The 25378-nt window shown below is 65.7% G+C and carries 27 protein-coding genes; 15 read left to right on the top strand and 12 right to left on the bottom strand.

What is annotated here, in order from left to right; translation table 11 throughout:
* Positions 1-184: hypothetical protein (locus ACNI3K_RS09415; protein WP_419391622.1), on the top strand; the 184-nt coding region annotated here is incomplete at its 5' end.
* A 152-nt stretch (positions 185-336) separates the two neighbouring features.
* Complete coding sequence (locus ACNI3K_RS09410; RefSeq protein WP_419391621.1) at positions 337-801, top strand: hypothetical protein; 465 nt, start codon at positions 337-339, stop codon at positions 799-801.
* Between the two features lie 654 nt (positions 802-1455).
* Here ACNI3K_RS09410 and ACNI3K_RS09405 read toward each other — a convergent pair.
* The gene (locus ACNI3K_RS09405; RefSeq protein ID WP_419391620.1) at positions 1456-2094 is read right to left on the bottom strand and encodes a hypothetical protein; all 639 of its coding nucleotides are present in this window, start codon (positions 2092-2094) and stop codon (positions 1456-1458) included.
* Between the two features lie 426 nt (positions 2095-2520).
* On the opposite strand from ACNI3K_RS09405, the gene ACNI3K_RS09400 reads away from it, so the two are divergent.
* The 3 genes from ACNI3K_RS09400 to ACNI3K_RS09390 all read left to right on the top strand — a co-directional run bounded on the left by ACNI3K_RS09400 (position 2521) and on the right by ACNI3K_RS09390 (position 3565).
* Positions 2521-2787 (top strand): hypothetical protein, encoded by a 267-nt coding sequence (locus ACNI3K_RS09400; protein WP_419391619.1) that lies wholly within the window; start codon positions 2521-2523, stop codon positions 2785-2787.
* Between the two features lie 207 nt (positions 2788-2994).
* The gene (locus tag ACNI3K_RS09395; protein WP_419391618.1) at positions 2995-3276 is read left to right on the top strand and encodes a type II toxin-antitoxin system RelE/ParE family toxin; all 282 of its coding nucleotides are present in this window, start codon (positions 2995-2997) and stop codon (positions 3274-3276) included.
* Positions 3251-3565, top strand: a complete 315-nt coding sequence (locus tag ACNI3K_RS09390; RefSeq protein ID WP_419391617.1) for a HigA family addiction module antitoxin — start codon at positions 3251-3253, stop codon at positions 3563-3565. Before ACNI3K_RS09395 ends, ACNI3K_RS09390 begins: the two co-directional genes overlap by 26 nt.
* 94 nt (positions 3566-3659) lie before the next feature.
* On the opposite strand, the gene ACNI3K_RS09385 is transcribed toward ACNI3K_RS09390, so the two are convergent.
* The 5 genes from ACNI3K_RS09385 to ACNI3K_RS09365 form a co-directional block, all read right to left on the bottom strand.
* A complete protein-coding gene (locus tag ACNI3K_RS09385; RefSeq protein ID WP_419391616.1) occupies positions 3660-4271 on the bottom strand; it encodes a hypothetical protein in 612 nt (203 codons plus the stop codon).
* A gap of 890 nt (positions 4272-5161) precedes the next feature.
* On the bottom strand, positions 5162-5755 hold the full coding sequence (locus tag ACNI3K_RS09380) for a hypothetical protein (protein WP_419391615.1): 594 nt from the start codon (positions 5753-5755) through the stop codon (positions 5162-5164).
* 375 nt (positions 5756-6130) lie between these two features.
* Positions 6131-6697: a hypothetical protein gene (locus ACNI3K_RS09375; RefSeq protein WP_419391614.1), complete on the bottom strand. Its 567-nt coding sequence runs from the start codon at positions 6695-6697 to the stop codon at positions 6131-6133.
* Positions 6698-6965: 268 nt separating this feature from the next.
* Entirely contained in the window at positions 6966-7511 is a 546-nt protein-coding gene (locus tag ACNI3K_RS09370) for a TetR/AcrR family transcriptional regulator (protein ID WP_419391613.1), read from the bottom strand.
* Entirely contained in the window at positions 7508-7900 is a 393-nt protein-coding gene (locus ACNI3K_RS09365) for a DUF8051 family protein (protein WP_419391612.1), read from the bottom strand. The genes ACNI3K_RS09370 and ACNI3K_RS09365 overlap by 4 nt, the downstream gene beginning before the upstream one ends.
* Positions 7901-8379: 479 nt before the next feature.
* Between ACNI3K_RS09365 and ACNI3K_RS09360 the strand changes: the two genes are divergently transcribed.
* Both ACNI3K_RS09360 and ACNI3K_RS09355 read left to right on the top strand, forming a co-directional pair.
* The gene (locus ACNI3K_RS09360) at positions 8380-9792 is read left to right on the top strand and encodes a cytochrome P450 (RefSeq protein ID WP_419391611.1); all 1413 of its coding nucleotides are present in this window, start codon (positions 8380-8382) and stop codon (positions 9790-9792) included.
* A gap of 24 nt (positions 9793-9816) precedes the next feature.
* Complete coding sequence (locus ACNI3K_RS09355) at positions 9817-11280, top strand: protein adenylyltransferase SelO (protein ID WP_419391610.1); 1464 nt, start codon at positions 9817-9819, stop codon at positions 11278-11280.
* Here the strand turns inward: ACNI3K_RS09355 and ACNI3K_RS09350 are convergent.
* Positions 11256-12101 (bottom strand): pseudouridine synthase, encoded by an 846-nt coding sequence (locus ACNI3K_RS09350; RefSeq protein ID WP_419391609.1) that lies wholly within the window; start codon positions 12099-12101, stop codon positions 11256-11258. The two genes, ACNI3K_RS09355 and ACNI3K_RS09350, sit on opposite strands and share 25 nt — an antisense overlap.
* A 218-nt stretch (positions 12102-12319) precedes the next feature.
* Between ACNI3K_RS09350 and ACNI3K_RS09345 the strand changes: the two genes are divergently transcribed.
* The 4 genes from ACNI3K_RS09345 (at position 12320) to ACNI3K_RS09330 (ending at position 16862) form a co-directional block, all read left to right on the top strand.
* On the top strand, positions 12320-13660 hold the full coding sequence (locus ACNI3K_RS09345; RefSeq protein ID WP_419391608.1) for an alpha-amylase family glycosyl hydrolase: 1341 nt from the start codon (positions 12320-12322) through the stop codon (positions 13658-13660).
* Positions 13661-13664: 4 nt separating this feature from the next.
* The gene (locus tag ACNI3K_RS09340; RefSeq protein ID WP_419391607.1) at positions 13665-14213 is read left to right on the top strand and encodes a DUF421 domain-containing protein; all 549 of its coding nucleotides are present in this window, start codon (positions 13665-13667) and stop codon (positions 14211-14213) included.
* Positions 14214-14452: 239 nt separating this feature from the next.
* On the top strand, positions 14453-15559 hold the full coding sequence (locus ACNI3K_RS09335; protein WP_419391606.1) for a magnesium and cobalt transport protein CorA: 1107 nt from the start codon (positions 14453-14455) through the stop codon (positions 15557-15559).
* A 46-nt stretch (positions 15560-15605) separates the two neighbouring features.
* Entirely contained in the window at positions 15606-16862 is a 1257-nt protein-coding gene (locus ACNI3K_RS09330) for a cation:proton antiporter domain-containing protein (protein ID WP_419391605.1), read from the top strand.
* On the opposite strand, the gene ACNI3K_RS09325 is transcribed toward ACNI3K_RS09330, so the two are convergent.
* Positions 16859-18022, bottom strand: a complete 1164-nt coding sequence (locus ACNI3K_RS09325) for a zinc-dependent alcohol dehydrogenase (RefSeq protein ID WP_419391604.1) — start codon at positions 18020-18022, stop codon at positions 16859-16861. The genes ACNI3K_RS09330 and ACNI3K_RS09325 overlap by 4 nt on opposite strands.
* Positions 18019-19359: a hydroxysqualene dehydroxylase gene (locus ACNI3K_RS09320; RefSeq protein WP_419391603.1), complete on the bottom strand. Its 1341-nt coding sequence runs from the start codon at positions 19357-19359 to the stop codon at positions 18019-18021. The genes ACNI3K_RS09325 and ACNI3K_RS09320 overlap by 4 nt, the downstream gene beginning before the upstream one ends.
* Before the next feature lie 121 nt (positions 19360-19480).
* On the opposite strand from ACNI3K_RS09320, the gene ACNI3K_RS09315 reads away from it, so the two are divergent.
* Positions 19481-19981, top strand: a complete 501-nt coding sequence (locus tag ACNI3K_RS09315; RefSeq protein ID WP_419391602.1) for a toxin-antitoxin system HicB family antitoxin — start codon at positions 19481-19483, stop codon at positions 19979-19981.
* Between the two features lie 7 nt (positions 19982-19988).
* On the opposite strand, the gene ACNI3K_RS09310 is transcribed toward ACNI3K_RS09315, so the two are convergent.
* The gene (locus ACNI3K_RS09310) at positions 19989-20528 is read right to left on the bottom strand and encodes a CGNR zinc finger domain-containing protein (protein ID WP_419391601.1); all 540 of its coding nucleotides are present in this window, start codon (positions 20526-20528) and stop codon (positions 19989-19991) included.
* Between the two features lie 38 nt (positions 20529-20566).
* Here ACNI3K_RS09310 and ACNI3K_RS09305 point away from each other — a divergent pair, with 38 nt between their 5' ends.
* Complete coding sequence (locus ACNI3K_RS09305) at positions 20567-21565, top strand: EamA family transporter (RefSeq protein WP_419391600.1); 999 nt, start codon at positions 20567-20569, stop codon at positions 21563-21565.
* Between the two features lie 40 nt (positions 21566-21605).
* The gene (locus ACNI3K_RS09300; protein ID WP_419391599.1) at positions 21606-22325 is read left to right on the top strand and encodes a class I SAM-dependent methyltransferase; all 720 of its coding nucleotides are present in this window, start codon (positions 21606-21608) and stop codon (positions 22323-22325) included.
* 43 nt (positions 22326-22368) lie between these two features.
* Here the strand turns inward: ACNI3K_RS09300 and ACNI3K_RS09295 are convergent, their stop codons facing one another.
* Positions 22369-22713: a DUF952 domain-containing protein gene (locus ACNI3K_RS09295; protein ID WP_419391598.1), complete on the bottom strand. Its 345-nt coding sequence runs from the start codon at positions 22711-22713 to the stop codon at positions 22369-22371.
* Between the two features lie 90 nt (positions 22714-22803).
* Positions 22804-23277, bottom strand: coding sequence for an SRPBCC family protein (locus ACNI3K_RS09290; protein ID WP_419391597.1), 474 nt, complete (start codon positions 23275-23277; stop codon positions 22804-22806).
* Positions 23278-23470: 193 nt separating this feature from the next.
* Between ACNI3K_RS09290 and typA the strand changes: the two genes are divergently transcribed.
* Positions 23471-25372 carry a translational GTPase TypA gene (gene typA / locus ACNI3K_RS09285; RefSeq protein ID WP_419391596.1) on the top strand — a complete coding sequence of 634 codons (1902 nt, stop codon included), beginning with the start codon at positions 23471-23473 and terminating at the stop codon, positions 25370-25372.
* The last annotated feature ends 6 nt before the right edge of the window (positions 25373-25378 follow it).

The following is a 25378-nucleotide window of genomic DNA, read 5'->3' as shown; positions in this document are numbered from 1 at the left end:
ATCCACCCAATCTGTCTGGGTGGCCTCGTTTTCGCCCGTCGCTATGGCCTCGTTTTCAAGCGTCGCCGACAACACCGACTTGACGGATTTAACGTTCGGGTCGGTGGGAGTCGGCAAGGGCGCGGTCGGAACACGGGTCGATGGTGCGATCTTCGATCCGCACGTGGTTCCTTCCCGCCTGTAGAGCTCACCTGGGTGTCAACGTGGCGTGGGAGCCGCGTTCGGCGAGATTGTGTCTCGTCTCTGGACGCCTCGCATTGCGGGATGTGGCGGGTAACTCGAAGTGCTTGGCAGGGTGCTCTGACACTCCTCGTGAGTGCCCATAAGATTCGACGTATGGCGGCTGCTGAGCAAGATTCATGGTTGGACGAACAGCGGGCGAACATCGCGGAGCAACTGGTCGCTGCGGCTCGGGATCGGCTCAGCGGGCGCGTTGCTTTGGAGGGAAACTTCACTGATCAGCGCACCGGGCGGTTCAACGTCCTGTCACCCGTGGCTGGCACCTGTCCGGTCGAGATTGAGTTTGACTACGCATTCTGGATGGTCCGCATCGGCAATCTCAGGTCTTCGGAGTGGGTTGGCGACTACGACGAAGACGGGCTTCGCATGGCCCTGGAGCTTTTTGACGCCGCTTTAGCAGGCCGTGTTGTTGAGTCAACTTCGCTCGGGTATGCCAAGTCCGAGGTCACGCTTGACGACGGCGATGTGGCCATCGGACGGTTCTGCCCTCCCTGGCATCCCCAGTTTCTGATTCCTTGGCTTCGTTGGCGGCGCGTCGAGACGTTCGTGCCTGTCGCTTGAGTCGGACGGACGTCACGGGTCCTCGCGTTACCCGACGAGTTCACCGTTGCTCGCTACTAGGAGGTACCGAAACCGCTTCCCGGAACCACGATTCAGAGGACGCGGCCATAGCCAGCTCGACGGTCCCCCTGGGGCCATGGAGAGTGAGTACCGTAGCGTCCAGCCCTAGCGGAAGCGAGTAGTCTCCGCTCGATCCGTGTTGAACGCCGGGTTCAATGGCGTCGACTGCCACGGTCGTCGACCCGAGCCTCACGCTGCCCGGCAATACGTGCCATTCGCCGGATAGCCACATGTCGCCAAACCGCCAATCACGAACTTCGACAGCGCGCAGCGCGCCCAGCAGCACGTTGTCCGCCTGCAACGCTCGTATACGTGATTTCCATCCACGGAGCGCCCACTGCGCAATGACCGCGTCCGCAACCAACTGGATCAACATCTCGGCGCCACTTGGTCAGCGTTCATCGGCCCACCCTTCTCGATGTCCAGAGTGTGGCACATGCGCAGGGACGGTTGAATGCGCGATAGATACGAGAGGTTATTCGGCTACGGAACGTGGTGGAGTTCCGTTTCAACGTGTAGCTGGTGGCGGGTTCCCGGCAAGGATCCCGTCCCCACAGGCCAGACGTCAGCCGCTATTTGAGCAAACCCGGCCGCCTACTCGCGCAGTTCGTAAGGCTCTGCGAACTCGATCGCGGAGGGCTGACCAGCAAGCTCTCTCACTGTAATCATGGTGTATCCGTCCTCCCGTCCCGGTTCTCCTGGCGTGGCCCAGCCCTCGACAGTTCTGAGTTCGATCCATGGTCCGTCTGAGCCGGAGTGATACTGGACAAGGCAGGCGAGAGCCTCGATGTCGGGAAGGACAACTGTGCACCCGTCCGAGTACTCCTTCATCCTGCCCGAATCATCTGACGAGGCGTCCCGCATTAAGAGGACCAGGTCCTCTGAAACCGCGGAGTTCGGAACTTCGCCGCAGAACTGTTTCTCGGTGTCCTCATGCAAATCGAACCTGCACTCGACTTCGCTACCGTCATACCGATCGGTGAGGGCAAGGCCAAGTTCCTCGATGGAGGCCGCTGCGGCGCCCTGGATATCAGACTTGGCCCCGGCAGACGGGGTATCGTCCACCGGAGCCGCTGTTGCATCGGGCGTCATTGTTACCGTGGGCGCTGGACCTTCATCGGTCACGGTCACGTGGGGCGCGGTTTCGCTAGAGACGTCCGTCGCGCACCCGGCCAGAATGCCCAGGGTGACGAGAGCGCCGACGGCGCCGACCGCGACCGAATTGGTCCGCATGACGTTCTCTCTCAGGTGCCGTGTTGCGCGCAACGATAGCGGACGAGCATTCGGTGATGGCATTCGGCCCCGACACCTCAGTGCACCCGGCTAGTTGAGGACCTCAAGTGCTGAGTCGGTGGGTCACTAGGCCAGAGGCTATTCGGCTACGGAACGCGGTCGAATTTCGTTTTGCGCTCTAACTTCTAGCGCGATTCCTAGCACGGACCACGTGTGTAGGAGATGGGCGTCAACCGCTGCAGGGGTAGATCCTTCGATGGTGGTACCGCTCCTTTTCCACCCCCCTGGATGCCACGCGGGACCGCACGAACCACAATGCTGTGCGAAACAATAAGGTCAAGGTGATCGACTTGCCGGAAGCACTTCGACGCTGCCTCCTTCTCGTCCAGACTCAGCCCAAGTACCCGACCGATTTAGAGTGTTTCAATGCACAGTGACGATCTCATGCACTGCCGCGTGTGCGGGCTCGAACTCCCGGAGCCGCCATGGGGCTTCGACGGCAACACGCCCGACTATGACTACTGCCCGTGCTGTGGAGTTGAGTTCGGGTATCAGGACGCCACGCCTGCAGGCGCACGTCGATTCCGCGCGAAGTGGCTGGTGAACGGCGCGCAGTGGGCAAGCTCGGACGAGCGACCCGGGAGGTGGGACCGTAGCGTTCAGCTCGAAGACGTTCCAGCAGCGTTTCGCTGAGGGAACTGCTGAACGTTGAGGTGGCGCGTGGCTGGCCGGCGTTGAGACGCACTTTTGGTTCTCTTTGTTCACGAGCCACCCCCTGGGAGACCACCTGGGCTATCGCCTGCACTTATCTGGAGGCTATCCGGCTACGGAACGTGGTGGAGTTTCGGTTTAACGTATAGCGTTATTGACGCGGCGCGTCAAGTTTGCGATGCTGATGGTGTGATCCGATCGTTCGCAGACAAGGCGACCGAACGACTGTGGCACCGTCACAAGGTGCCGTCGATCGATCCCCGTGTGCAGAAGGTCGCCCTTCGGAAGCTGACGCAGATCCATGCGGCCAGATTCCTCGAATCGCTGAGTGTGCCACCGGGCAACCGGCTGGAGCAACTCAAGGGTGACCGCGCAGGCCAGCACAGTGTTCGAGTGAACGACCAATGGCGGATCTGCTTCACCTGGACAGAAGGAGGTGCTGAAGATGTCGAACTCGTCGACTACCACTGAGAGGTGGGCTCCCGTTCACCCTGGGGAAGTTCTCATGGAGGACTTCATCAACGAGTTCGGGATCACCCAGAACAAGCTGGCGGTGTCGATCGGCGTGCCGCCGCGTCGCATCAACGAGATCGTCCACGGCAAGCGCGCCATCACGGCCGATACCGCACTTCGCCTGGGCCGGTACTTCGCCATCGACCCGCAATTCTGGTTGAACCTGCAGTCTCATTACGAGCTTGAGCTTGCGGAAGACCGTTTGGCAAGCAAGATCGAGGCCATCGCTCCGCTGCACCTGGCTTAGCGCGTCAATGTGAGCGTCGTCGCCGTCGCCTTCGCGAAGCTGTTGGCCTCACGTTCGTGCGAAACCACCGGCGTAGACGGGGGACGGCGGGGTGCTATTCGGTGGCCTCTGGTTCGCCAAGCAAGCTCCGCACATGGTTGCGGATGTCCTCATCGGGGTCATCTCGCATGAGTCGAGCGAAACGCAAGTCGTCATCGTGACTCACGAGTATCTCGAAGCGCACGACGACGGACCTGTCCGTCGCGAGCTCGAACGCGAGATTCTCTGGAATATCCTCGCTGAACGCTACCGCGGCCCTCACCTTGGCGCTGCGGTCCTTCGCGAGCCGTCGCAGAAGGTCTTCGGGTACGGGCGCATAGCCTGCACAAAGATGTGCCCGGACGCTTGGATCAGGGTCGGAAGCGAGGCGCTCCATCGTCGAGCGGAGCCGGGCTGACACACCGAGGCCCTCTCTTGCCTGCCTTGCCGGGTGCGCAAAGACTGCCTCACGCACCTCGGGCGACAGCGCGTCGCCCAGCGATCCCACAGCTTCCGCAACAACCTTGTCGCCCGTGGCGAGGGCCGCCATCCTGAACTCGTCGCTTGCGCCCGCATTCTGCGCTGCGTTCCACCGCACGTACCTGGATCGGTGGCGCAGGAACGCGAGAAGATCCGCTTCCGGACACGTCGGGTCTTCGGCTCTAAGGGCATCGGCGTCGTCGCTCACGAGCGCAATGTAGCCGTGGCCGCTCCGTACCGCGGGCGACACGCTCGCAGAGCTGAAGCGTCCCTGGTGTCGCGGTCGAAATGGACTCCGTGCCCAGGTCGTCACAATTGTCGACACCGCTGCGATGTGGCGCTACAGTCTCGAGCAGACCTCCTGTCGATGGCAGCGACAGTTCAGTGGGTCCCGGTGCCAGGCAATTTGGTACAGGTGTGATCCCGGGGACTTGCGCCGTAAGGGCATAGCCCATGACAGGAGAGGGGGGCCTGTGCTCATCCGAGCTCACAAAGGCCCTGCGGTGCAATGACGTGACAAGTCCTTCTTGGAGAAGCTTCTTCACAATTCTGCTCATCGCTGGATCGCTCGGATGCCTCATCGCTTTTCTTAACCACTCGCTCACGGCCAGCAACGTCGGCGGCCTGAGTCAAGGCAGCCTCGCACTGGCCCAGGACCTTCAACTCAAGGCATCCCGATGGGGAGTCGCCAGCGCGCTCTCCCTTGCTGCGGCGGCTCTCATTCGACCAGTAGGGGGCAAGAATGAACGGAAACCAGAAATTGGCTAGGGCGCTCACCACGGCAGCTGGCTGCTGAGGGTTGAAGTGACTCCCGTGTGCTTCAGCGTTGGTTGACTGGCGTGGTTCCCATCGCTCCTGCGAAACCACCGGGGAGATCACCTGGCCGACTGCCGGCACTTCTCCAGAGGTTATTCGGCTACGGAACGTGGTCGAATTTAGATTTGCGCTCCAACATCTGGCGAGGTTCTCGGCACGGATCCCGTTCTTAGAGGCTAGGCGTCAACTGCTGCTGGGGCAGACCCGACCTCGGTTGCGGGCGGTGGGTAGGGACGCGCCAACCCTCGTCGGGCCACGCGCTATAGCTCCCTGTTGTTGTGGCTACACCTGAAATAGCAGTGCGACTATTGCCCCGGCGACAGCCATGCCGAGCACCCATGGGCGCATCATCGTTGCCACAATTGCACCTGGTTCGAATGTTGCCCACCGTCGTCGGCGTGGATCGTATCCTTCGTCCTTGCGGCTGAGCCACGTTGCTTCGATACCTGCGCCGTGAAGCGCCTGCTCGACGTCGTGCTTCCTTTGGTCGGACACTTTCAGGAGATGCCAAGCGCGGATGGATTGGTAGATGTAGCGCTCGCGAGTGCGCAACATGATGAGTGACAGATCACTGTTGAGGTGTACTTCGTCGATCTCGCCTAGAGGTATTCGCGCCAGCCCGATCTGCATCTCCATCTCCAACCTGTCCCGAAATAGGCGTGCGCCTTGGTTGGCTGCGGTGTTGAAGAAGAGTCCGCTTGATGCCCAGGCGGGCACCAGGATCCAGACCAAGGCAGGATTCACGCCGTTCTCGGAGACCGCTGTAGTCGCAATTAGCAGCCAGACCACCGTCATGAACCCGGCGAAGATCCGGTAAAACACGCGGGCGCTGAGCGGCGGGCGGATGATCCAAGTCGGAGAGGGGCGTTCAGGCACGGGGAGATGCTCCCACACGCGCAGAGCGGACGGACGGAGCGTACGTGCGACTAAGCGCAAGATGCTTAGTGCGGCCCTGCAACCCGCGCGCACAAGAACGCGCTAGGGACTGCTGAGGGCTGAGGTGACGCGCGTCAGCTCTAGCGTTGGTTGACCGGTGTGGTTCGCATCGCTCGTGCGGAACCCCGGGGGAGACCAGATGGCCGACGGCCGGGCCTCGCCAGAGGTTATTCGGCTACGGAACGTGGTCGAATTTCGTTTTGCGCTCTAACCTCTGGCGCAAATCTCAGCTCGGACTATGTTCGTAAGGACTGGGCGTCGACTGCTGTTCGGGCAGACTCGACGGCGGGGCAGGTCATCCAGTAGCCAGAACCCTCAGTGGTCCCCTTTACCTTCAGCAGGTAAGACGACCAGTAGGGGAATCGCCTTAAACTCCTGCGCGGCCCAGGTCTCCCAGTCGTAGGTGTGATCCGCGTGTGGCACCGGGATACGGAACTGGCCCACCCCGTCGACCTCGAGCACGACGACGACACCCATCACTGTGGACTGCTTGGTCTCATGAGCGAATCGCTCGACGGCAAGCTGAGTCACCGCATCGGCTGGGATTACCAATTCGCGCTTGATGGGCCACCAGAGAAAAGCCATCACGCGTGTGTCGCTCTCAACCGAGACCGTAGCGAACGGCAGAAGGCCCAAGGCCAGGAGCAAGGCCCTCGTGTTGAGGATCGTCAGATAGGTCACCCAGATGACGGCAATCGGCACGACCAGTTGAGCCCACCAACTAGGCCGCCCATACTCCGGGCTTAGGAACACCGCCCAAAGGATTAGCAGAGTAACCAGAGTGAACGCAACTGACCCGACTGCTTGAAAGAGAATCTTTTTGAAGAGCACGCTGTCTCTGTCTAGGCGAGCAGGGACACGTTTACGGCTTGTGCCTTCCATGGTCGCCAGTCTAGATATCTGCGCCCCCACGTTCGCATCGCATTCGGCAGGTCTTCGCGCAGCGCCGTCGTTGACGATCGTCGTCAAATAGGGCTGCTAGAGGTTAAGGTGACGCGGGTCTGTCTCGGCGTTGATTGACTTGTCTGGCTCCCAGCGCCCCCGCGCCACACCGGGGCGGATCGAGTGGCTGGACGCAGACTTTGGACGAAAGGTTATTCGGCTACGGAACGTGGTGGAGTTCCGCTTCAACGTGTAGCGGAGTTCCGCCCTAACGCTGCGCGTCGCCGTCCGTCGGGTAGGTGTTTAGTAGTTGCTCTATCACTGGGATCAGTGTGCCCGCATCAATCTCGACACCGAACGCTCGCTGCATGACGAGGCCGTCGATCGCGGCCGTCAGCAACTGTGCCCGACCTGCGCTCGTATGGGCTGCAAGCTCGCGTTGCAGGCTTCCAATTTCGGCTTTGATGACGTTCCGCAGTTCAGGGTCGTGCGCGGCAGCGCCGAGCGAGGCGTACAGCAACCGCGCATTTCGAGATGTTCCGTCGATCGAGGTGATGGTTCGGATGAGTGCGCGGAGTCGATCAGCCAGATCCGTGCGATCACCAGTGAGATTGCGCAATTCGCAGAAGTATGAGGCGACGCCTTCCAGCACAGCCTCTCGGCGAAGGTCGTGAACATTGCCGACGTGGTAGTGGATCACCCCGGAATTCACCGCGGCAACCTCTGCGACTCTGCGGGTTGTTGCCGCCCCCCACCCTTCGTCGGCGATGATTTGCTGTGCGGCTTCCACGATCTTCGTCCGGGTATCGGTCACGTCAGAAGTCCCTTGATCGACAGGACGACGAGGGTGCCGGCGAGTGCCAGGTTAATCACCTCGAGCACGAGGAGGTGGCTCGGCATACGGTCGGGGACAACAGGGAAGATCTCGGCCAAATCCGCAGCGTATACGGCGATGAAGAGGGCGCCGACAACGATCGCTGGTGTATATACCCAGGTAGCTCCGCCTACGCTGAAGCCTGCGATGATCAAGCTCGCGAGGCCGAGCGAGACCAGGAAGGCGTTGAAGAGGTTGAACTGCCAGCGCGGCAGGGGTGCGAATACCCTCGTGTCGACGAGGCCGCCCGGAGCCATGGGCGTCAGGATGAGCGTCATCGCGACGAGTAGGACGGCAACGACTGTTGTTAGTGCATCATGCATCGGCATTACTCCATTGGACGAGCGCCTTGGGCATATGTCCAAAGTAGCAGACAGGTCCGCGGCTCGTCGACCGGTCGCACTGTTCGGCACCTCAAGGGTCGTTCTGCGCCGAAACATGGTGGGTGGGACTGCTGAGGGTCGAGGTGACGCGGGTCTGTTCTAGCGTTGGTTGACTGGTGTGGTTCCCATCGCGCCCGCGCCACCCCTTGGGCGATCGCAGTGCCGAACGTGGGCACTTGGCGAAACGTTGGCCGGCTACGGAACGCGGTGGAGTTCCGCTTCAACGTCTAGGTCTTCTCCCGGCGCCGCCACACCTCGCAACTGCGGACAACTCGGTTACGCTGAAGTGGAGCCTGCGGAGCACGCTGGCTCAGCCCAGCACCACGACTCCAGGCACGCCGGAGCTCGTCAGTTGGCCTGGCAGGCGCCGTATCGCAGGGTCGTGTGCACGTATGTGAGTACACACGTGAGGAGGCGCCGCGCCGATGACTCCAGCCGCTTCTCCGTCCGATCCCGACATCTCGCGGGGGCCTGACTCTGGGTCGTCGTCCGGTACGCCCACTGCGCTGCAGAACCCCCTGCCGCGAGCGACACCGTTGGACACCGCCCGAATAGTGCGCGATGTCCAGTTGCCCACCGTGGCGAAGGGCCCGATCATCCGTCGCCCCAAGGTCGTGGCCGGTGCTGAGCGGTGGGATCTGGAGGCGCGGGCGGTGGAACGCATGCAGGCGGCAGCCCTGAAGTACGGCAGGGGACCTTTGATGCTCTCCGTGCCGGGAAAGAACATGGCCGTCGTGCTGGACCCCGAACACGTGCACCGGATTCTGGAGGAGTCACCGGAACCGTTCGCCCCGGCGGAGACCTTGAAGCGGCACGCGCTCAAGCACTTCGAGCCCAAGGTGTCGCTGATCTCGCACGGTCATGGCCGGCAACGGCGACGTGAAGTTAACGAAAATGCCCTCGACGACGGCCACCCCATCCACAGGATGGCCGAGCAGTTCATGCCCGCGGTGGGCGAAGAGGCCCAGCAGCTGCTGGACGCCGTCGACGCCGCAGGCGGTGACCTGGACTACGACACGTTTTTTGTGGCGTGGTTTCGGATGGTCAACCGAGTAGTGCTGGGGGACTCGTACCGCGATGACGAGGAGATCCTCGACCTGATGGAGACTCAACGGTCGCGCGCGAACTGGGCGTTTCTGCGTCCGGTGGACAAGGGCGCCAGGTCTGAGCTCCTGCGGCGTATCGGCCACGCCATCGACAAGGCCGAACCGGGGAGCATCGCCGCATACATGTCTCAGATGGACTCTCGTCCCGAGGACCACCCCGAGCAGCAGGTGCCGCAGTGGCTCTTCGCCTTCGACCCTGCAGGCATGGCGAGCTTCCGGGCCCTTGCGCTGCTGGCCTCCCACCACGAGCACCAAGAGGAGGTCCGCGCGCAGATCGCCGCAGCAGCGGGAGAGGCTGCGCCGATGCTGCCGCTCCTACGCTCCACGGTGCTGGAGTCGCTGCGGCTGTGGGCGACGACCCCGATGATCCTGCGCGAAAGCACCCGGGAGGTCGAGTTCGAGCACGGAGTGATGCCGGAGGGCACCTCGGTGCTGATCTTCGCGCCCTTCTTTCATCGGGACGATCGGAACCTGAACTTCGCCCACTCCTTCGCCCCTGAGCAGTGGGACCACACCCGCGCTCGCGATGAGTGGCCGCTGGTGCCATTCAGTGCTGGACCCGGCATCTGCCCCGGGCGCCATCTGGTGCTGTTGCTGATCAGTAACTTCATCGCCCACATTGTGGGCCAGCGGGCCATCGCGATGACGAGCCACACTCTTGAGCCGGGCAACCTCCCCGCACTGCTGAACAACTTCTCCTTGAGGTTCCGCCTCTCCGAACCGAGCCCGTGAACGGGAGGCGGGTAAAATCTGTGGATGAGTGCTTCACCGCAAATCTCGGTCAGGTTTCACGACCGCTTCGCCCAGGGACTCCCGGAACTGGGCGTGCCGTGGGAGGCGCAACGGGTTCGCGATCCGCAGTTGCTGGCGCTCAATGAGCCCTTGGCCGCCGAGCTGGGCTTCGAGCCCGCCGCCCTGCGCGGTCCCGACGGGCTGCTCCTGCTGACGGGCAACCTCGTTCCTGACGGAGCCACTCCGGTCGCGCAGGCCTACGCGGGGCACCAGTTCGGCCACTACTCTCCTCGGCTCGGCGACGGCCGCGCGCTGCTGCTGGGTGAGGTCACCGACGTCAGTGGCGATCTGCGGGACCTGCACCTGAAGGGATCGGGGCGGACCCCGTTGGCGCGCGCGGGCGACGGCTACGCCGCAATCGGGCCGATGCTGCGCGAGTACATCCTCAGCGAGGCGATGCACGCCATGGGCATTCCCACAACACGATCCCTCGCCGTCGTCAGCACGGGCGCTACCGTCTACCGCGAGACCGAGTTGCCCGGCGCCCTGCTGGCACGGGTCGCCAGCAGTCATCTGCGCGTAGGGACCTTTCAGTACGCTCGCGCCACCGGCGACACCGACCTGCTGCGCAGGCTCGCAGACCATGCCATTGCCCGCCACTACCCGGCTGTGGCGGACATGGACCACCGGTATCGAGGACTGCTCGAAGCAGTGATTGCCGCCCAAGCGTCTCTGGTCGCCCGCTGGATGCTCGTGGGCTTCGTCCACGGCGTGATGAACACCGACAACATGACGATCTCCGGCGAGACGATCGACTACGGGCCGTGCGCATTCATGGATGCCTACAATCCGGGTGCTGTCTACAGCTCCATCGATCAGGGCGGTCGTTACGCCTACGCCAACCAGCCGCTGGCGGCCCAGTGGAACCTCGCCCGGCTGGCGGAAGGTTTGCTTCCCCTGCTGCACGAGGATCAAGAGCAAGCGGTGGCGATCGCCACCGATGCGCTCGGCAGCTTTGACGACGAGTACGGCGCCTCCTGGTCGACGGGCGCGAAGGCCAAGATGGGGCTGCGAGACGACGTCGACGCCGAGACCGCCTCCGGGCTGGTGCAAGAGCTGCTGGCACTGCTCGAAGAGAACGAGGTCGACCACACGCTGCTCTTTCGCAGCCTCAGCGGCGCCGCCTCCGGTTCGCCGGAGCTAGCGCGGGCCCTGTTCCGCGACCCAGCAGCATTCGATGACTGGATGCAGCGCTGGCTACCGCTTGGACCTGACCCCGCGCTGATGGACCAGGTCAACCCCGTCTATATCCCGCGCAACCACCTGGTCGAGGAGGCGCTCGCCTCCGCGACCGAAGGAGACACCGGCCCCCTCCATGAGCTCCTGAACGCGGTGACCCGGCCCTACGAGGAACGCCCAGGTCTGGAACGCTATGCTGCCGCCGCTCCCGAGGATTTCGGGGCCTACCGGACCTTCTGCGGAACCTGAGTCTCGTCAGCAGGCCAGACCAGCGCGCGCTCACTCGAGTAGTCCCGCGGGCTCCCATCGACCGGGTCGGTGAAGCGCAGGCGGCGTGCAATCAGTTGAAGCGGACCGCTGAAGTCGTTCGGGTCCACCTCGACAACGGACGGATACAGGGTGTCGCCCAGGATCGGCAGTCCGAGCGCGCACATCTGGACGCGTAACTGATGCGTCTTGCCTGTCGTCGGAGTGAGCCGATAGCGCGCGTACCGGCCGCGAGTCTCCAGCACCTCCACGAGCGTCTCCGCGTTCGGCTCGCCCGGCACCAGCACGGCTTGCATGACGCCTCGGGGCTTCTCGATTCGGCCGACGAGCCGGTGGGGAAGTTCCAGCGAAGGGTTGTACGGCGCGAGCGCCTCGTACGTCTTGAGCGCGGCACCGGTCTGGAATACCCCTTGATAGGCAGCGCGGTACTCGCGGCGTGCGGAGAACACGAGCACGCCGGCAGTCAGACGGTCCAGCCGATGCGCGGGCGCCAGTTCGGGCAGGTCCAGGGCGAGGCGCGCCTTCACCAGCGCAGTCTCTTGCACGTGCGACCCGCGCGGCATGGTGGCCATGAAGTGTGGCTTGTCGACCACCACAAAGCGGTCGTTCGCGTCGAGGACGTTGAGGGGGAACGGCACCGTCGTCTCGGGTGCGAGCGGGCGATGAAACCAGATGAAGGTGTGGGGCCTGTACGGCTCGTCGCCGTCCCACGGGCGTCCCACAGGGTCCACGAAGGCACCCGCGTCCAGCATCTCGGTGACCGGAGCCGCGTCCGGCAGCCGAGCGACGAGGAAGTCGCGCATCGTCGCCCACTGCGGTGCTCCTTCAGGCCCGCTGCCGGGCGTGCGTATCCAAGCCGCATCGAGCCCGTGACGCTGAGGCAGCGGCGAACGCGGCGGCATCAGATCGGCGCCGCGGATCGGGAGGAGGTCACGACGAGCATCGTACGGACAGTCGCCGCGGAACAGACCACGCCCATGGGACCGTTACACGTCCCATGATCCCCGATAGCCTCGACGCCATGACTGAACCTGGCTGGGTCGAGCACGCCATCTGGTGGCAGGTGTTCCCGTTGGGCTTCACCGGCGCGGAGAGGTCGTCCGTCGCCGAGCCCGGCGCGGACCACCGGCTGCTCGACTTGATTCCGTGGCTCGACTACGCGGTGGAGCTCGGGGCGTCCGGGCTGGCGCTCGGCCCCATCTTCGCCTCGGAGACGCACGGCTACGACACCACGGACTACTTCCGGATCGATCCTCGCCTGGGCACCGAAGAGGATTTTCAGGCCTTGGTCGCAGAGGCACACCGGCGCGGACTGCGCGTGCTCCTCGACGGCGTCTTCAATCACGTCGGCCGGTCATTCGGTCCGTTCCAGGAGGTCCTCGCGGGCGGCCCGGCGGCCGATGCGGGGGCGTGGTTCTCACTGCAGTGGCCCGAAGGTGCGGCGCCGGGGGATGAGCCCGAGTACGGCGACTTCGAGGGCCATCATCACCTCGTGGGGCTCAATCACGATGAGCCAGCGGTGGCCGACTTCGTGGTCGAGGTCATGGAGCACTGGCTGTCGCGAGGGGCCGACGGTTGGCGCCTCGACGCCGCCTACGCGGTGCCGTCGTCCTTCTGGGGCAAGGTCACGAGCCGTGTCCGGAGCAACTATCCCGACGCGTACTTCGTGGGGGAGTACATCCACGGCGACTACGCCGGTGAGGTCGAGGCGGGCGGCCTCGACTCGACCACGCAGTACGAACTGTGGAAGGCGATCTGGAGCTCGCTCAACGACGCGAACTTCTACGAGCTCACTTCAGCGCTGGAGCGCCACAACGACCTGCTCGCCACCTACGCGCCCATGACGTTCATCGGCAACCACGATGTCACCCGCATCGCGAGCAAACTCACCCATGCCGCGCTGCTGCCGCATGCCGTCGTCATTCTGCTCACGGCGGGCGGGACACCCTCCATCTACTACGGCGACGAGCAGGGGTACCGCGGCGTGAAGGAGGACAGGGAAGGCGGCGACGACGACATCAGGCCGGTCTTCCCGCCGTCGCCCGACGACCTGTCGCCCCTGGGCCGGCCCATCTTTGCCCTGCACCAAGAGCTGATCGGTCTCCGCCGCCGGAACCCGTGGCTGCATCGCGCGACCACGGAGGTCCTCGAGCTGTCGAACGAGGTGCTCTCCTACAGGGTCGCGTCCGGCGACCGCTCACTCGTAGTCGCCCTGAACCTGTCGCACGAACCTCAGCAGGTGGCGGCAGCGGAGGCCAGCGTGGTCCTGGCGGGCGAGGCGACCATCGACGCCGCTGTGGATACGGCCGAGATCCCTTCACAGGGGTGGGCCGTGCTCGGCCCGGCGCCCGCGACAGGCTGACGCCATGGACGTGAGCTACTTCTGGACCGGTTGGTCCCCCATCTGGCACACCCTGCTCGTCGGCACGGTCGGCTACCTCACCTTGGTGGTCCTCCTGAAGGGCACCGGGCCGCGCACGATGGCGAAGATGACGCCTCTCGACTTCGTCATCGCCGTGACACTCGGCTCGGCGTTCGGCCGCGTGGTCACTGCCTCCGACGTCGGGCTGGCTCAGGTCGTGGTGGCCTTGGTGCTGCTGGTGGCAGTGCAGTGGGCGCTCGCGGCGATTCGCTCCCGCTGGCCGCGCGCACGCCGGGCCCTCGACTCCCCGCCGGTGCTGCTGTACTACGCCGGCGACTTCCAATCGAAGTCGCTGCACAAGCACCGGCTCACGGAGGCCGACGTCCACGGTGCCGTGCGACAGTCCGGGAACGGGTCACTCGCGGCGGTGCAGGCGGTGATCCTGCACCAGGACGGTTCCCTTGGCGTGATCGCCGAGGGATCGATGGGTGACGGGTCGAGCCTGCTGCCCTTCGTCGAGCGCAACCAGGGGGACTCGGGAAGTCCCGGATAGCCCGATCCTGAGGCCGGCAACACCGCTGCGATGACAAGCGCCGAGCCCGGCCGCGCGGCCTCCCGCGCATCGGCCGCCTGGCTGAACGCCTGGTGCTCCGGCGCTACATGGTGCGGCTGATCGCCCAGCGCAACGCGTGGCTGGCAGAGTCGCTTGGCGCGAGCTCGCGCTGAGGGAGGCCTGCTAAGCGTCTACCGTTGTCTCCACAGACGGTGGCAAGCGGCTTTGAGGAGGAACGCGTGAGCAGGGTGCGAGATCGGGCGGGCAGGATGGCGGGCAGGCGTCGGCACATGGTGCCTTCTACGGCCGATGCGCCCCGCGGCTCCAACGGCCGCCTCGCCAGGTTCGTCACGGACGGTCAAGTGGTCCCGGCTCCCGACGGCACGACGGCGGCGGACGCGCGGACGTTCGGCGACAAGACGCCCGCACAGATGGCGCTGCTGCTCTATCCAGACCCGAGCGAGAGCGCCATCCGCGACCTGGCCGACGCCTGGGACCTGCACCCGATCCTGGTCGAAGACCTGCTGCACGCGGGTCAGCGGCCCAAGCTCGAGCGATACCGGGACGTGCTGTTCCTGGTCGTGCGATCAGCGCACTACGACGACGAGCACGAACAGGTCGACCTCGCGGAGTTTCACGTGCTGGTGCGCCCTGGGGCGGCGGCGGTCCTGTGCCAGGACGGCGTCTGGATCGACGGCACGGCGGCCGATGCGCTTGCCGGGCCGGGTGCGGAAGCGGAGCGCATCCTCGGCTCGCTACTCGAGGACGACCTGCTCCACCTGGGGCCCGAGGCGATCGCGTATCGCTTGCTGGACGCGATCGTCGACGGCTACGCGCCGGTGCTTCACGAGGTGGGAATCGACAAGGAACAGATCGAACGCCAGGTGTTCGGCGGCGACCCTGCGGTGGCCGAACGCATCTACCGCCTCACTCAGGAGGTCATCGACGTTCAGCACGCGACGTCATGGATGGTCGAGGTGCTGGGTGGCCTGCGGAGCGGCTTCGACAAGCACGAGGTCGCCGAGGATCTCCAGACCTACCTGCAGGATGTCGCGGACCACCTCGACCGCATCGGCGTGCTGATCGCCGAGTACCGCGAGGCGCTCGCGCAGATTCTCAGCGTGAACTCGACCCTCGTCGCCGAGCGTCAGAACGAGGACATGAAGAAGATCTCCGGGTGGGCGGCGATCCTGTTCGCGCCTACACTCGTCGCGGCCATCTATGGCATGAACTTCCAGAACATGCCGGAGCTGCACTGGTCGTTCGGCTACCCGCTGGCCCTGGGCTTGATGGTGGGCTTCTCCGTGGTGTTGTACCGGGTGTTCAAGGCCAAGCGCTGGATGTGAGGAGCAACCTGGGCGATCCCGGAGCTTCGCTCGTAGGGTGAATGGCATGTCCGTTTACGTCGCGGTTTCCCTGTTCGCCGGCGCGATCCTGGTGTTCTCGGCTTTCTCGTCGTTCCTCCAGCGCATCGGACTTCCGGGTCCGTTGCTCGCGCTGGCCTTCGGCGCCGCCCTGGGGCCGTACGCGCTTGACGTCGTCACTATCGGTTCCTTCGGCGTGCCCCCCATGACACTGCTCGAGGAGGCCTCGCGGGTCACGCTGGCCATCGGGCTCTCCGGCGTGGCGCTCCGCCTGCCGCACGGCTACTGGCGAGAGCACCGGCGTTGGGTGCTGTGGATGATCGGCGTGGGAATGGTGGTCATGCTGCTCGTGGCCACAGGCGTGCTGTGGGCTCTGCTGGGACTGCCGCTCGCGCTCGCCCTGCTCATCGGAGCCATCATCACGCCCACCGACCCGGTGGTGACAACGCCCGTCGTGACCGGCTCTCTCGCCGAAGCGAAGATTCCGGATCGCGTACGGTTCAACATCTCATCCGAAAGCGGACTCAACGACGGGCTTGCGTACCTGTTCGTCTTCCTGCCCATCATGCTGATGATCCGTCCCGACAAGTCGTGGTCCGACCTGCTGACCACGGTGGTGCTGCGGGAGGTCATCGGCGGCGCGTTGTTCGGCGTGGCGGTTGGCCTCGCCTTCGGCTATCTGTACCGGCTGGTCAGACGACGGCAGCTCATCGAGGAGACGGCGTACCTGGGCTTCATCATCGCGCTGGCGTTCTTCGTGCTCGGCACTGGGGAAGTGGCGGGTGTCAACGCGTTGCTGGCCGTCTTCATCGCGGCGGCCGTATTCGGGCAGATCATCCCGCAGTCCGACGAGCAGAAGCAGGACCGGCTGGACGACAGCATGAATCGGTTCTTCATCCTGCCGGTGTTCATGCTGCTCGGGCTCGCGCTGCCGTTCCCGGCATGGGGTGAACTCGGATGGGGCGCGGTCGCGGCCGTGATGCTAGCGCTCGTACTGCGCCGCGTCGTCACCGTGTGGCTGCTGCGACCGGCGCTACGCCCGGAGCACAGCCGGGCCGAGACCGCCTTCCTCAGCTGGTTCGCCCCCGTGGGCGTCTCGGCGCTCTTCTACTCCACCGTCGCCGAGCACGAGACGGGCGATCCGCTGGTCTTCACGTACGCAACCCTCGCTATCGCCATCTCCGTGCTCATCCACGGCGTCAGCGCATCCCCGCTCAGCTACCAACTCCACCGCTACCAGGAGCGCCGCGAACCCGAGCGCGCCGCCGATCCCGGTGAAGACTAGGGCTGCAGCACCACCTTGAGCTCCTTCTTGTCCTTGAACAACTCGTAGGCCTCGGGAGCCTTGTCGAGCGGCATGTGTGCCGAGATGATCCGCGACGGGTCGAGAGAGTTGTTCCCGATCAGGTCGATCAACTCGGGCACGAAGCGGTGCACATGGGTCTGGCCGCCCGTCATGGTCAGTCCCTTGCCGAACACGGCGCCGATGGGGAACTTGTCCGCGACCCCGCCGTAGACCCCGGGAATCGACACCCGTGCTCCCTTGCGCGCCGCCTTGATCAGCGTGCGCAGCGCGGTGACTCGGTCCGTCTGGAGCTTGAGCCGCATCTTCGCCCGGTCGTAGGCGCCTACGACACCGCCACCGTGGGCTTCCATGCCGACCGCGTCGATGACCGCATCGGCCCCTCGTCCGCCGGTGAGGGCCTTGATGGCCTTCTGGACTCCGCGGCCGGTGTCCTCGAGGGGCACGACTCCGGGCAGCTCCGCGACCTTGTCCAGGCGCGAACGCTCTCGGTCGAAGACCACGACGGTTCCGGCGCCCTGGACCAGGGCGCTGGCCGCGGCGAGCTGCCCCACGGGGCCGGCTCCCGCGATGAGGATGGTGTCGCCTTCTGAGATGTCGCAGTTGACCGCGGCCATCCACCCGGTAGGCAGGATGTCGGTGAGGAATAGCGCGTGGTCATCATCCATGCTGTCGGGGATGGCGAACAGGCCGGCATCGGCGTGCGGCACGCGGACGTACTCCGCCTGGCCGCCGTCGTAGCCGCCGAAGAGGTGGGTGTAGCCGAACAGTCCCGCGCCTGACTGCCCATACGTCTTCTCGAGGATCTTCGCGTTCGGGTTGGTGTTGTCGCACAGCGACTGCAGCCCCTGCGTGCAGAACCAGCACGTCCCGCATGCGATGACGAAGGGCACGATCACCCGGTCGCCGACGGACACGTGGGAGACGCCTTGCCCCGCGTCCTCGACCACGCCCATGAACTCGTGACCCACGATGTCGCCTTCCTTCATGCCCACGATGGCGCGGTCATAGAGGTGGAGATCAGAGCCGCAGATCGCGGTGGATGTCACCTTGATGATCGCGTCGGTGGGCGACTGGAGGTGGGGCTTGTCGACCTCGTCGACCCGCATGTCGTGCTTGCCGTGATAGACCACTGCCTTCATCGTTCCTCCTTCAGGATTGCCCGCGCCGCGAGTTCGCCCGATTGGACGGCCCCTTCCATGGTCGCGAGGTACTTCTGCTGGGTGTAGTCGCCCGCAAGGGTGAGCCCCGGGATGGGGGTGTGCTGCGCGGGCCGCAGCGGGTCGTTTCCGCACTCGAGCGAGTAGAAGTCGTCGGAGATCCCCACCTTGCGCGCGCGGCGAATGTGGCCGCGGAGGTCCACGCCGACCCGTCTCGCCTCGGTGATCACGGTCTCGGTCAGCTCCTCCGTCGTGGAGTCTGCATGCGTCTTGGGCGTGGCCATGATGACGCTGATTCGCCCATCCAGATGGGAGAACGTCGTGCGCGACTGCTCCGCGAAGCAACCCATCTCGGTGCCGGGCGTGAAGGTGGCGGTGTCTTCCGCTGTGCTCGGCACATCCGTCTCCGCCTGGAAGCACACCGACGGGGTGGACTCCATGCGCCGCATGTCGTCGAACCACTCGTGGCCCTCCAGCGCAGAGTCGATCAACGCCTTGGCGGGGCCCAGCGAGGTGGCGACCACCACCTGGTCAGCCTCGAGCACCTTGTCGTGAACGCGCACTCCGGTGATCCCGTTCGCGTCGCCGACGAGCGATTGCACGCGGGTGTTCACGTGCACGGTGCCGCCCTTCTTGCGCACGTACTCGGCGATCGGGCCCGACATGACCTCGGTCATGCCGCCGCTGAAGGCCCCGACGCCGGTCTTGATGAGCGAGCGCCAGTAGGGAACCACCACTCCCATGAGGTTGTGGGCGGAGAACTTGTCGGGCGGCACAAAGAACAACCCGGCCGTCAGCGGGGCGATGAGTCGGTCCACAGTCTGCTGGCTCACACCGTGCCCGCGCGCGTAGTCGGCGATCGGAACCTGGTCGAGTTTGGTGGGCCGGAGCAGGTACGCGACCGAGCCCGCGGCGAGCATGCGCACCATCGCGCCACGCTGTCGCAGGGGCAGGAAGTCTCGGTGCTTGAGAGCGCGCACTGCGGTGCGGACCGGGTGGCGGATGAGGGATGCGGAGAACAGGGCGGACGGACCGCCGTCGGCCACGCGGAACGCGATCTCGTCGCGCCACACCACCACGTCGGAAACCTTCAGCCCGACGTGCCTGAGTAGCCGCGGAAGCTTGGTATAGAAGCCGAGGTAGCGGTGCAGACCCGTCTCGACCTGCATGCCGTCCTCGTCCCAGTCGGCGGTGCGGCCTCCGACGACGCCGGCGCTCTCGAGCACGGTCACCTCGTGTCCCGCATCGACGAGCCGGACGGCTGTCGTGAGGCCGGCAAGCCCGGCTCCGACCACGATGATCCTCTGCGGTGTGGACATCAGATGCCTCTCTCGATCACTCGGTCGCTGCAGTGGTCCCTCGTGTGGGGGCAACGCCTCGACGGGCCACGGTTATTTCCCTCGACTGGCGGTGGTGTCGCAGTGGTGTCATCATGGCGCTATGGACCTTCAGCAGCATTCCGCACGGCTCCGCGAGCAGTTGCTCGCGACCTCGGCAGCAGGCACTCCAAAGACCCGCGAGGCGGCGGAGCGGCTCACCACGGCGCTCGCCCCGGCCGTCCACATGATGCTCGTCGAGGCCCTTGGTGAGGCCGTCGAGGAGATATCCCGGGAACTCGAGCCCGGAGCGGTCGACCTGCGCGTGCGGGGCAAGGGCGTCGAGTTCGTCGTGACTGCGCCGGGGGCGGCGCTGGCCGAGGAGAGGGACGAGGCCGATGCGCAAGCGGTGGCCGCAGCGCTCGCGGACGACGCCATCTCTCGCACGACGCTTCGCCTGCCCGATGCCCTCAAGGCACGGGCCGAGGTCGCCGCAGCCGCCGAGGGGCTGTCGCTGAACTCGTGGCTGGTGCGCGCAGCCACGCTGCACCTTGAGCCCGGGCCCCGGTCGCGCCGGGGTCGCGCTGCCGCCCGCTTCGCAGGCTGGGCCGATTCGCAGGACTAGCGGCGACTCAGGCCACGTCGTCCGCCTGGCGCGCGCGGTAGGCGGCTTGGGCGGCACGGTTGGTGCAGGTCACTGAGCAGTACTTGCGTGAGCGATTGCGGGACAGGTCGAGCACGATCCCGTCGCAGTCCTCCATTTCGCAGCGCCCGAACCGGCTCATCTCGTCGGCGCGGATCACGTCGATCATCGCCATCGCGGTCTCCACCAGAATGCGCTCGTGAAGCGGCCGGTCATCCGAGGTCGCATGGATGTGCCAGTCGACGTCGCCATGGCGCACGAGCTGGGGGAGGGCGGCCTGTTCCGCGAGGATCTCATTCACCAGCGGGACGGCCTCGTCGCGCGAGGCGGTGAACAGCCCTCGCAGGCGCGTGCGGATGCCGCGCACCAGCGGGACGTCCGCGGGGGCCGCCCGGGGGCCGGTGTATCCGAAGTCCGTCAGAAAGGCGTCGAGCGCCTCGATGCCGACGAGGGTGTCCGGCTCGAGTTCCGAGTTGGCGAGAAAGGCCGCCGACTCCAGCGCCTCGATCGTGTCATGTGCGAATGGCATGTTGACACATTATCAAACGATGGCTAGCGTCATGTGTCATGAGTTTGATGACACATGACTTGGGTCGCCAGCGCCTGATCGCCGGTCTCGGTTTCGCGCTCGCCTCCGCGGCGTCATTCGGCCTGTCCGGCTCGCTCGCGCGCGGCTTGCTCGATGTGGGGTGGTCGGCGGGCGCCGCCACGCTGATTCGCGTGGTGATCGCCGCGGCAGTGCTGATTGTCCCCGCGATCCTCGCGGTGCGAGGTCGTCTCCACCTGGTCCGGCGCGGCTGGAAGGTCATCGTCGCCTACGGCGTCTTCGCCGTCGCTGGCGCTCAACTGTTCTACTTCCTCGCTGTCGGGTACCTGGACGTGAGCGTCGCTCTGCTCATCGAGTACACCGCTCCCGTGGCAGTGGTGCTGTGGATGTGGCTGCGCCACGGGCACCGGCCCACGCCGCTGACCGTCGGCGGGGCGGCCATCGCGGCGTTCGGCCTCGCGATGCTGCTCAATGTGTTCGGTGGCGGGCAGATCTCGCTTGTCGGAGTGCTGTGGGCGCTCGGTGCGATGGTGGGCGCGTCCGTCTACTTCGTCATCAGCGGCGACGAGACCAACGGGCTGCCGCCCATCACGCTCGCGGCCGGTGGCCTGCTGGTCGCGGTCGTGGTGCTGGGCGCCGCGGGTCTCGCCGGGGTGCTGCCGATGCGTTTCTCGACGGGCACCGTCACCTTCGTGCAGTTCGAGGCGCCGTGGTGGACCGTCGCGATCGCCCTGGGCGTCATCACGGCCGCTGTCGCGTACGTCACCGGAATCGCCGCGACCCGGCGCCTGGGCGCGCGCCTGGGCTCGTTCGTGGCGCTCACGGAGGTCATGGCTGCCACCGGCTTCGCGTGGCTGCTGCTCGGCCAGGCCCCTGGACCCGTCCAAGCGGCGGGCGCGCTGCTGATCCTGGTGGGAGTCGTCGTGGTCAAGCTCGGCGAGCGCCCCGCCTCGACTGTGGTGGAGTCGATCACGGAGGAGCCCGCACGTTCCGACCCGCCGGCGCCCGTCCCCGTCTGACGGACTCCCTCCGCACAGGGCGCGCCCATAGGCTGGCCGCATGACTCACGCGACCTCCTTCGGCGCGGCGGCGGGAGACTACGAGCGCGGTCGCCCGGGGTATCCGGCCGATGCGGTCGCTTGGCTTCTCCCCGCCTCACCCCGGCGGGTGCTCGACCTGGGCGCGGGTACCGGCAAGCTCACCGCGCTCGTGGCCGCAGTGGCCGACCACGTGGTGGCCGTCGATCCGGACCCGGCGATGCTCGACACGCTCTCGCAGTCGCTTCCCGATGTGGTCACCTCGGTGGGCCGTGCCGAGTCGATTCCACTCCCGGACGCGTCCATGGACGCGGTCGTGCTGGGTCAGGCCTGGCACTGGGTCGATACCGATGCTGCGTCGACGGAGATCGCGCGCGTGCTGAGGCCCGGCGGCACGCTCGGTCTGGTGTGGAACATTCGCGACAGTCGGGAGCCATGGGTGGCCCGGTTGGGGAACGCGATGCGAGGCTCCGCCGCAGAGCAACTGATCGAAGGGGAGGGCCCGCGCGTGGGGCCACCGCTGGACGGCCTCGAACGGCGCACGTGGGAGTGGGTGCGCCGGACGGACGCGGGCGGTGTGCGGGCGATGGCACGCTCGCGCAGCCACTACATCATGGGCGATCAGGAGTACCGGGCGCGGGTCGATCGGGACGTGGAGGCGGTGCTCGCCGGGCTGCAGAGCCCTGAACGCGAAGTCCTCCTGCCATATGTGACGCACGCCTATCGCGCCTACCGGCGCTGAGCGCCCCGGCTGCGCGCGCATCGGCCGCCGACCGCACGCTCGGCTACCAGGCGAAGTCGCCGTCCTCGAAGCGTGCAGGCCGGGCCTCCACCACCCAGGCAGGACGAATGGGCCCGTAGATATGGGGGAACAGCTCGCCGCTGCCGCCGTCCTCCTCGCGGATCTCGACGCCGTCGGCGCGCACCGCTGACGGATCGATGACGAGCACCACAAGATCCTCGGGGTCGTCGCTATGCACGCGCGCCGCGACCCGCGACACCTGGTGGGGGTGCGACGCATGGATGAAGCCCTGGTCCGCGAGGCTGAGTCCGCGCGTGGACGTCTCGTAGGCTCCCGAGAGCACGGCGGACTCCCAGTCGGATCGGTGGGCGATGTGAAGCACAGGCATGCCGCCAGTCAAGCACGGTCACTGCGGGCCGCCGCAGACGCACGAACGGCGGGCCCGCTGAGCGGACCCGCCGTCGGCACTGAGAAGGGGCTAGATCTGGGGGTCGGTCTCGCCGCCGCGAATGTCGCCGCGCCACGCACCGTCCTCCACGCCCTTGTCCTCGATGTACTTCTTGAAGTTCTTGAGGTCGCCGTTCACCATGGCGTCGTCAACCTGCAGAGCCGCGCCGGTCGACTCGACGAACCCCTCGGGGTCCCAGTCGAGCGTCAGCGTCACCGTGGTGACCTCGGGGCCCGCGGACTTGAACTCGACCCGTCCGCCCTGCTTGAGCTCACCGATGCTGTGCCACGCGATGTGGTCGTCGACGACCTGGTCGGTGATCTCGGCGTCGTACTCCCGCTCCACTCCAGCGATCTTCGTCACCCAGTGGGTGCGCGAGTCATCGATCTGAGTCACGGACTCGACGCCGGACATGAAGTGAGGAAACGTCTCGAACTGAGTCCACTGGTTGTACGCGGTGCTCAGCGGAACGTTGACGTCGATGCTGCTCTGTGCCGTGGTCATCTTCTACCTCCTAGTGGTGGCCTGAAGCGAGGGCGGAAGACCCTCACGTGACGGTCAACGTCATCACGGTCCTGGTTTATTCGCCCGATCGGGGCAAAAGGGACCCATTGTGGGCGGATCGAGCGCACCCCGCTAGAATGGACTGTCGGTGCCGCTGAGCGCCGCCACCCCTCCCTACGAAAAGAGTCCCCGTATGCCCGTGCGCTCCGACCTGCGCAATGTCGCGATCGTCGCCCACGTCGACCACGGCAAGACCACCCTTGTGGACGGCATGCTCGTCCAGGGTGGCGCCTATGGCGACCACGCCCATGTCGAAGACCGCGCGATGGACTCCGGTGATCTCGAGCGCGAGAAGGGCATCACGATCCTCGCGAAGAACACCGCGATCCGCTACCTCGGCGAGGCGTCAGAGCCCGGCGGCGTCACCATCAACGTGATCGACACCCCTGGCCACGCTGACTTCGGCGGTGAGGTCGAGCGCGGACTCTCGATGGTGGACGGCGTGGTGCTGCTCGTCGATGCGTCCGAGGGACCGCTGCCACAGACTCGATTCGTGCTCCGCAAGGCGCTCGCGGCCCACCTGCCCGTCATCATCGTCGTGAACAAGGTCGACCGGCCCGACGCGCGCATCAGCGCCGTCGTCGAGGAGACTCACGACCTGCTGCTCGGGCTCGCGTCCGATCTGCACGACGACGTCCCGGACCTGGACATCGATGCGCTGCTGTCGGTTCCCGTGGTGTACGCGTCGGCCAAGGCCGGCCGCGCCTCGCTGAACCAGCCCGAGGACGGCGGAATGCCGGACTCCGACAACCTCGAGCCGCTGTTCCACACGATCATGGAGCGCATCCCGGGTCCCAGCTACGAGGACGACGCCCCGCTGCAGGCGCACGTCACCAACCTCGACGCGTCGCCCTTCCTCGGCCGCCTCGCGCTGCTGCGGATCTTCAACGGCACGCTGCGCAAGGGCCAGACCGTGGCATGGGCCCGCGCCGACGGCTCACTTACGAGCGTCAAGATCACCGAGCTGCTTGAGACCAAGGGTCTTGACCGCGTGCCCGCGGAATCCGCCAAGCAGGGCGACATCGTGGCCGTGGCCGGAATCGCTGACATCACCATCGGCGAGACGCTCACCGACCTCGACAACCCTCGTCCGCTGCCGCGCATCACCGTAGACGACCCCGCAATCTCGATGACCATCGGCATCAACACCGCGCCGCTTGCCGGTCGCGTCAAGGGCGCGAAGGTCACCGCCCGCCAGGTCAAGGACCGCCTCGACAAGGAGCTCGTCGGCAACGTGTCGCTGCGCGTGCTGCCGACCGAGCGTCCCGACGCCTGGGAGGTTCAGGGCCGCGGCGAGCTTGCCCTGGCCATCCTGGTCGAGCAGATGCGACGCGAGGGCTTTGAGCTCACCGTCGGCAAGCCGCAGGTCGTCACCAAGAAGATCGACGGCAAGGTCCACGAGCCGATGGAGCACATGACCATCGACGTGCCCGAGGAGCACCTGGGCGCCGTGACTCAGTTCCTGGCCGCCCGCAAGGGCCGCATGGAGTCCATGTCGAACCACGGCACCGGCTGGGTGCGCATGGAGTTCATCGTGCCTGCGCGCGGCCTCATCGGGTTCCGTTCGACGTTCCTGACCGAGACCCGCGGCACCGGCATCGCCTCGTCTATCGCTCACGGCTACGCCCCGTGGGCGGGCGCCATCGACTTCCGCAACAACGGCTCGCTCGTGGCGGACCGCACCGGTGTGGTCACGTCCAACGCGCTCATGCTGCTGCAGAATCGCGGCACGTTCTTCGTCAAGCCCACGGAAGAGGTCTACGAGGGCATGGTCGTCGGCGAGAACTCGCGCGGCGAGGACATGGACGTGAACATCACCAAGGAGAAGAAGCTCAACAACATCCGGTCCGCTACCGGTGATGAGCTCGAGCGCCTGTCACCTCCGCGCACGCTGACGCTCGAGGAGTCGCTCGAGTTCGCCGGCGAGGATGAGTGTGTCGAGGTCACCCCTCAGAACATCCGGATCCGCAAGGTGATCCTGGACCAGACCGATCGCGCCCGCGCCACGTCGCGCGCCAAGCGTCTAGACGCTTAGGTGGTT

It is taken from the genome of Demequina ureilytica (genome assembly GCF_048553575.1).
Taxonomy (GTDB): Bacteria; Actinomycetota; Actinomycetes; order Actinomycetales; family Demequinaceae; genus Demequina.
This window is presented reverse-complemented; position numbering and strand designations above follow the sequence as displayed.

What these genes read in the sequence shown, in the direction of transcription:
- ACNI3K_RS09410 (WP_419391621.1), top strand. Translation starts at nt 337, where the DNA reads ATGGCGGCTGCTGAGCAAGATTCATGGTTGGACGAACAGCGGGCGAAC.
- ACNI3K_RS09405 (WP_419391620.1), bottom strand. Translation starts at nt 2,094, where the DNA reads ATGCGGACCAATTCGGTCGCGGTCGGCGCCGTCGGCGCTCTCGTCACC.
- ACNI3K_RS09400 (WP_419391619.1), top strand. Translation starts at nt 2,521, where the DNA reads ATGCACAGTGACGATCTCATGCACTGCCGCGTGTGCGGGCTCGAACTC.
- ACNI3K_RS09390 (WP_419391617.1), top strand. Translation starts at nt 3,251, where the DNA reads ATGTCGAACTCGTCGACTACCACTGAGAGGTGGGCTCCCGTTCACCCT.
- ACNI3K_RS09375 (WP_419391614.1), bottom strand. Translation starts at nt 6,697, where the DNA reads ATGGAAGGCACAAGCCGTAAACGTGTCCCTGCTCGCCTAGACAGAGAC.
- ACNI3K_RS09365 (WP_419391612.1), bottom strand. Translation starts at nt 7,900, where the DNA reads ATGCCGATGCATGATGCACTAACAACAGTCGTTGCCGTCCTACTCGTC.
- ACNI3K_RS09360 (WP_419391611.1), top strand. Translation starts at nt 8,380, where the DNA reads ATGACTCCAGCCGCTTCTCCGTCCGATCCCGACATCTCGCGGGGGCCT.
- ACNI3K_RS09355 (WP_419391610.1), top strand. Translation starts at nt 9,817, where the DNA reads ATGAGTGCTTCACCGCAAATCTCGGTCAGGTTTCACGACCGCTTCGCC.
- ACNI3K_RS09350 (WP_419391609.1), bottom strand. Translation starts at nt 12,101, where the DNA reads ATGCGCGACTTCCTCGTCGCTCGGCTGCCGGACGCGGCTCCGGTCACC.
- ACNI3K_RS09345 (WP_419391608.1), top strand. Translation starts at nt 12,320, where the DNA reads ATGACTGAACCTGGCTGGGTCGAGCACGCCATCTGGTGGCAGGTGTTC.
- ACNI3K_RS09340 (WP_419391607.1), top strand. Translation starts at nt 13,665, where the DNA reads ATGGACGTGAGCTACTTCTGGACCGGTTGGTCCCCCATCTGGCACACC.
- ACNI3K_RS09330 (WP_419391605.1), top strand. Translation starts at nt 15,606, where the DNA reads ATGTCCGTTTACGTCGCGGTTTCCCTGTTCGCCGGCGCGATCCTGGTG.
- ACNI3K_RS09325 (WP_419391604.1), bottom strand. Translation starts at nt 18,022, where the DNA reads ATGAAGGCAGTGGTCTATCACGGCAAGCACGACATGCGGGTCGACGAG.
- ACNI3K_RS09320 (WP_419391603.1), bottom strand. Translation starts at nt 19,359, where the DNA reads ATGTCCACACCGCAGAGGATCATCGTGGTCGGAGCCGGGCTTGCCGGC.
- ACNI3K_RS09315 (WP_419391602.1), top strand. Translation starts at nt 19,481, where the DNA reads ATGGACCTTCAGCAGCATTCCGCACGGCTCCGCGAGCAGTTGCTCGCG.
- ACNI3K_RS09310 (WP_419391601.1), bottom strand. Translation starts at nt 20,528, where the DNA reads ATGCCATTCGCACATGACACGATCGAGGCGCTGGAGTCGGCGGCCTTT.
- ACNI3K_RS09305 (WP_419391600.1), top strand. Translation starts at nt 20,567, where the DNA reads ATGAGTTTGATGACACATGACTTGGGTCGCCAGCGCCTGATCGCCGGT.
- ACNI3K_RS09300 (WP_419391599.1), top strand. Translation starts at nt 21,606, where the DNA reads ATGACTCACGCGACCTCCTTCGGCGCGGCGGCGGGAGACTACGAGCGC.
- ACNI3K_RS09295 (WP_419391598.1), bottom strand. Translation starts at nt 22,713, where the DNA reads ATGCCTGTGCTTCACATCGCCCACCGATCCGACTGGGAGTCCGCCGTG.
- ACNI3K_RS09290 (WP_419391597.1), bottom strand. Translation starts at nt 23,277, where the DNA reads ATGACCACGGCACAGAGCAGCATCGACGTCAACGTTCCGCTGAGCACC.
- typA (WP_419391596.1), top strand. Translation starts at nt 23,471, where the DNA reads ATGCCCGTGCGCTCCGACCTGCGCAATGTCGCGATCGTCGCCCACGTC.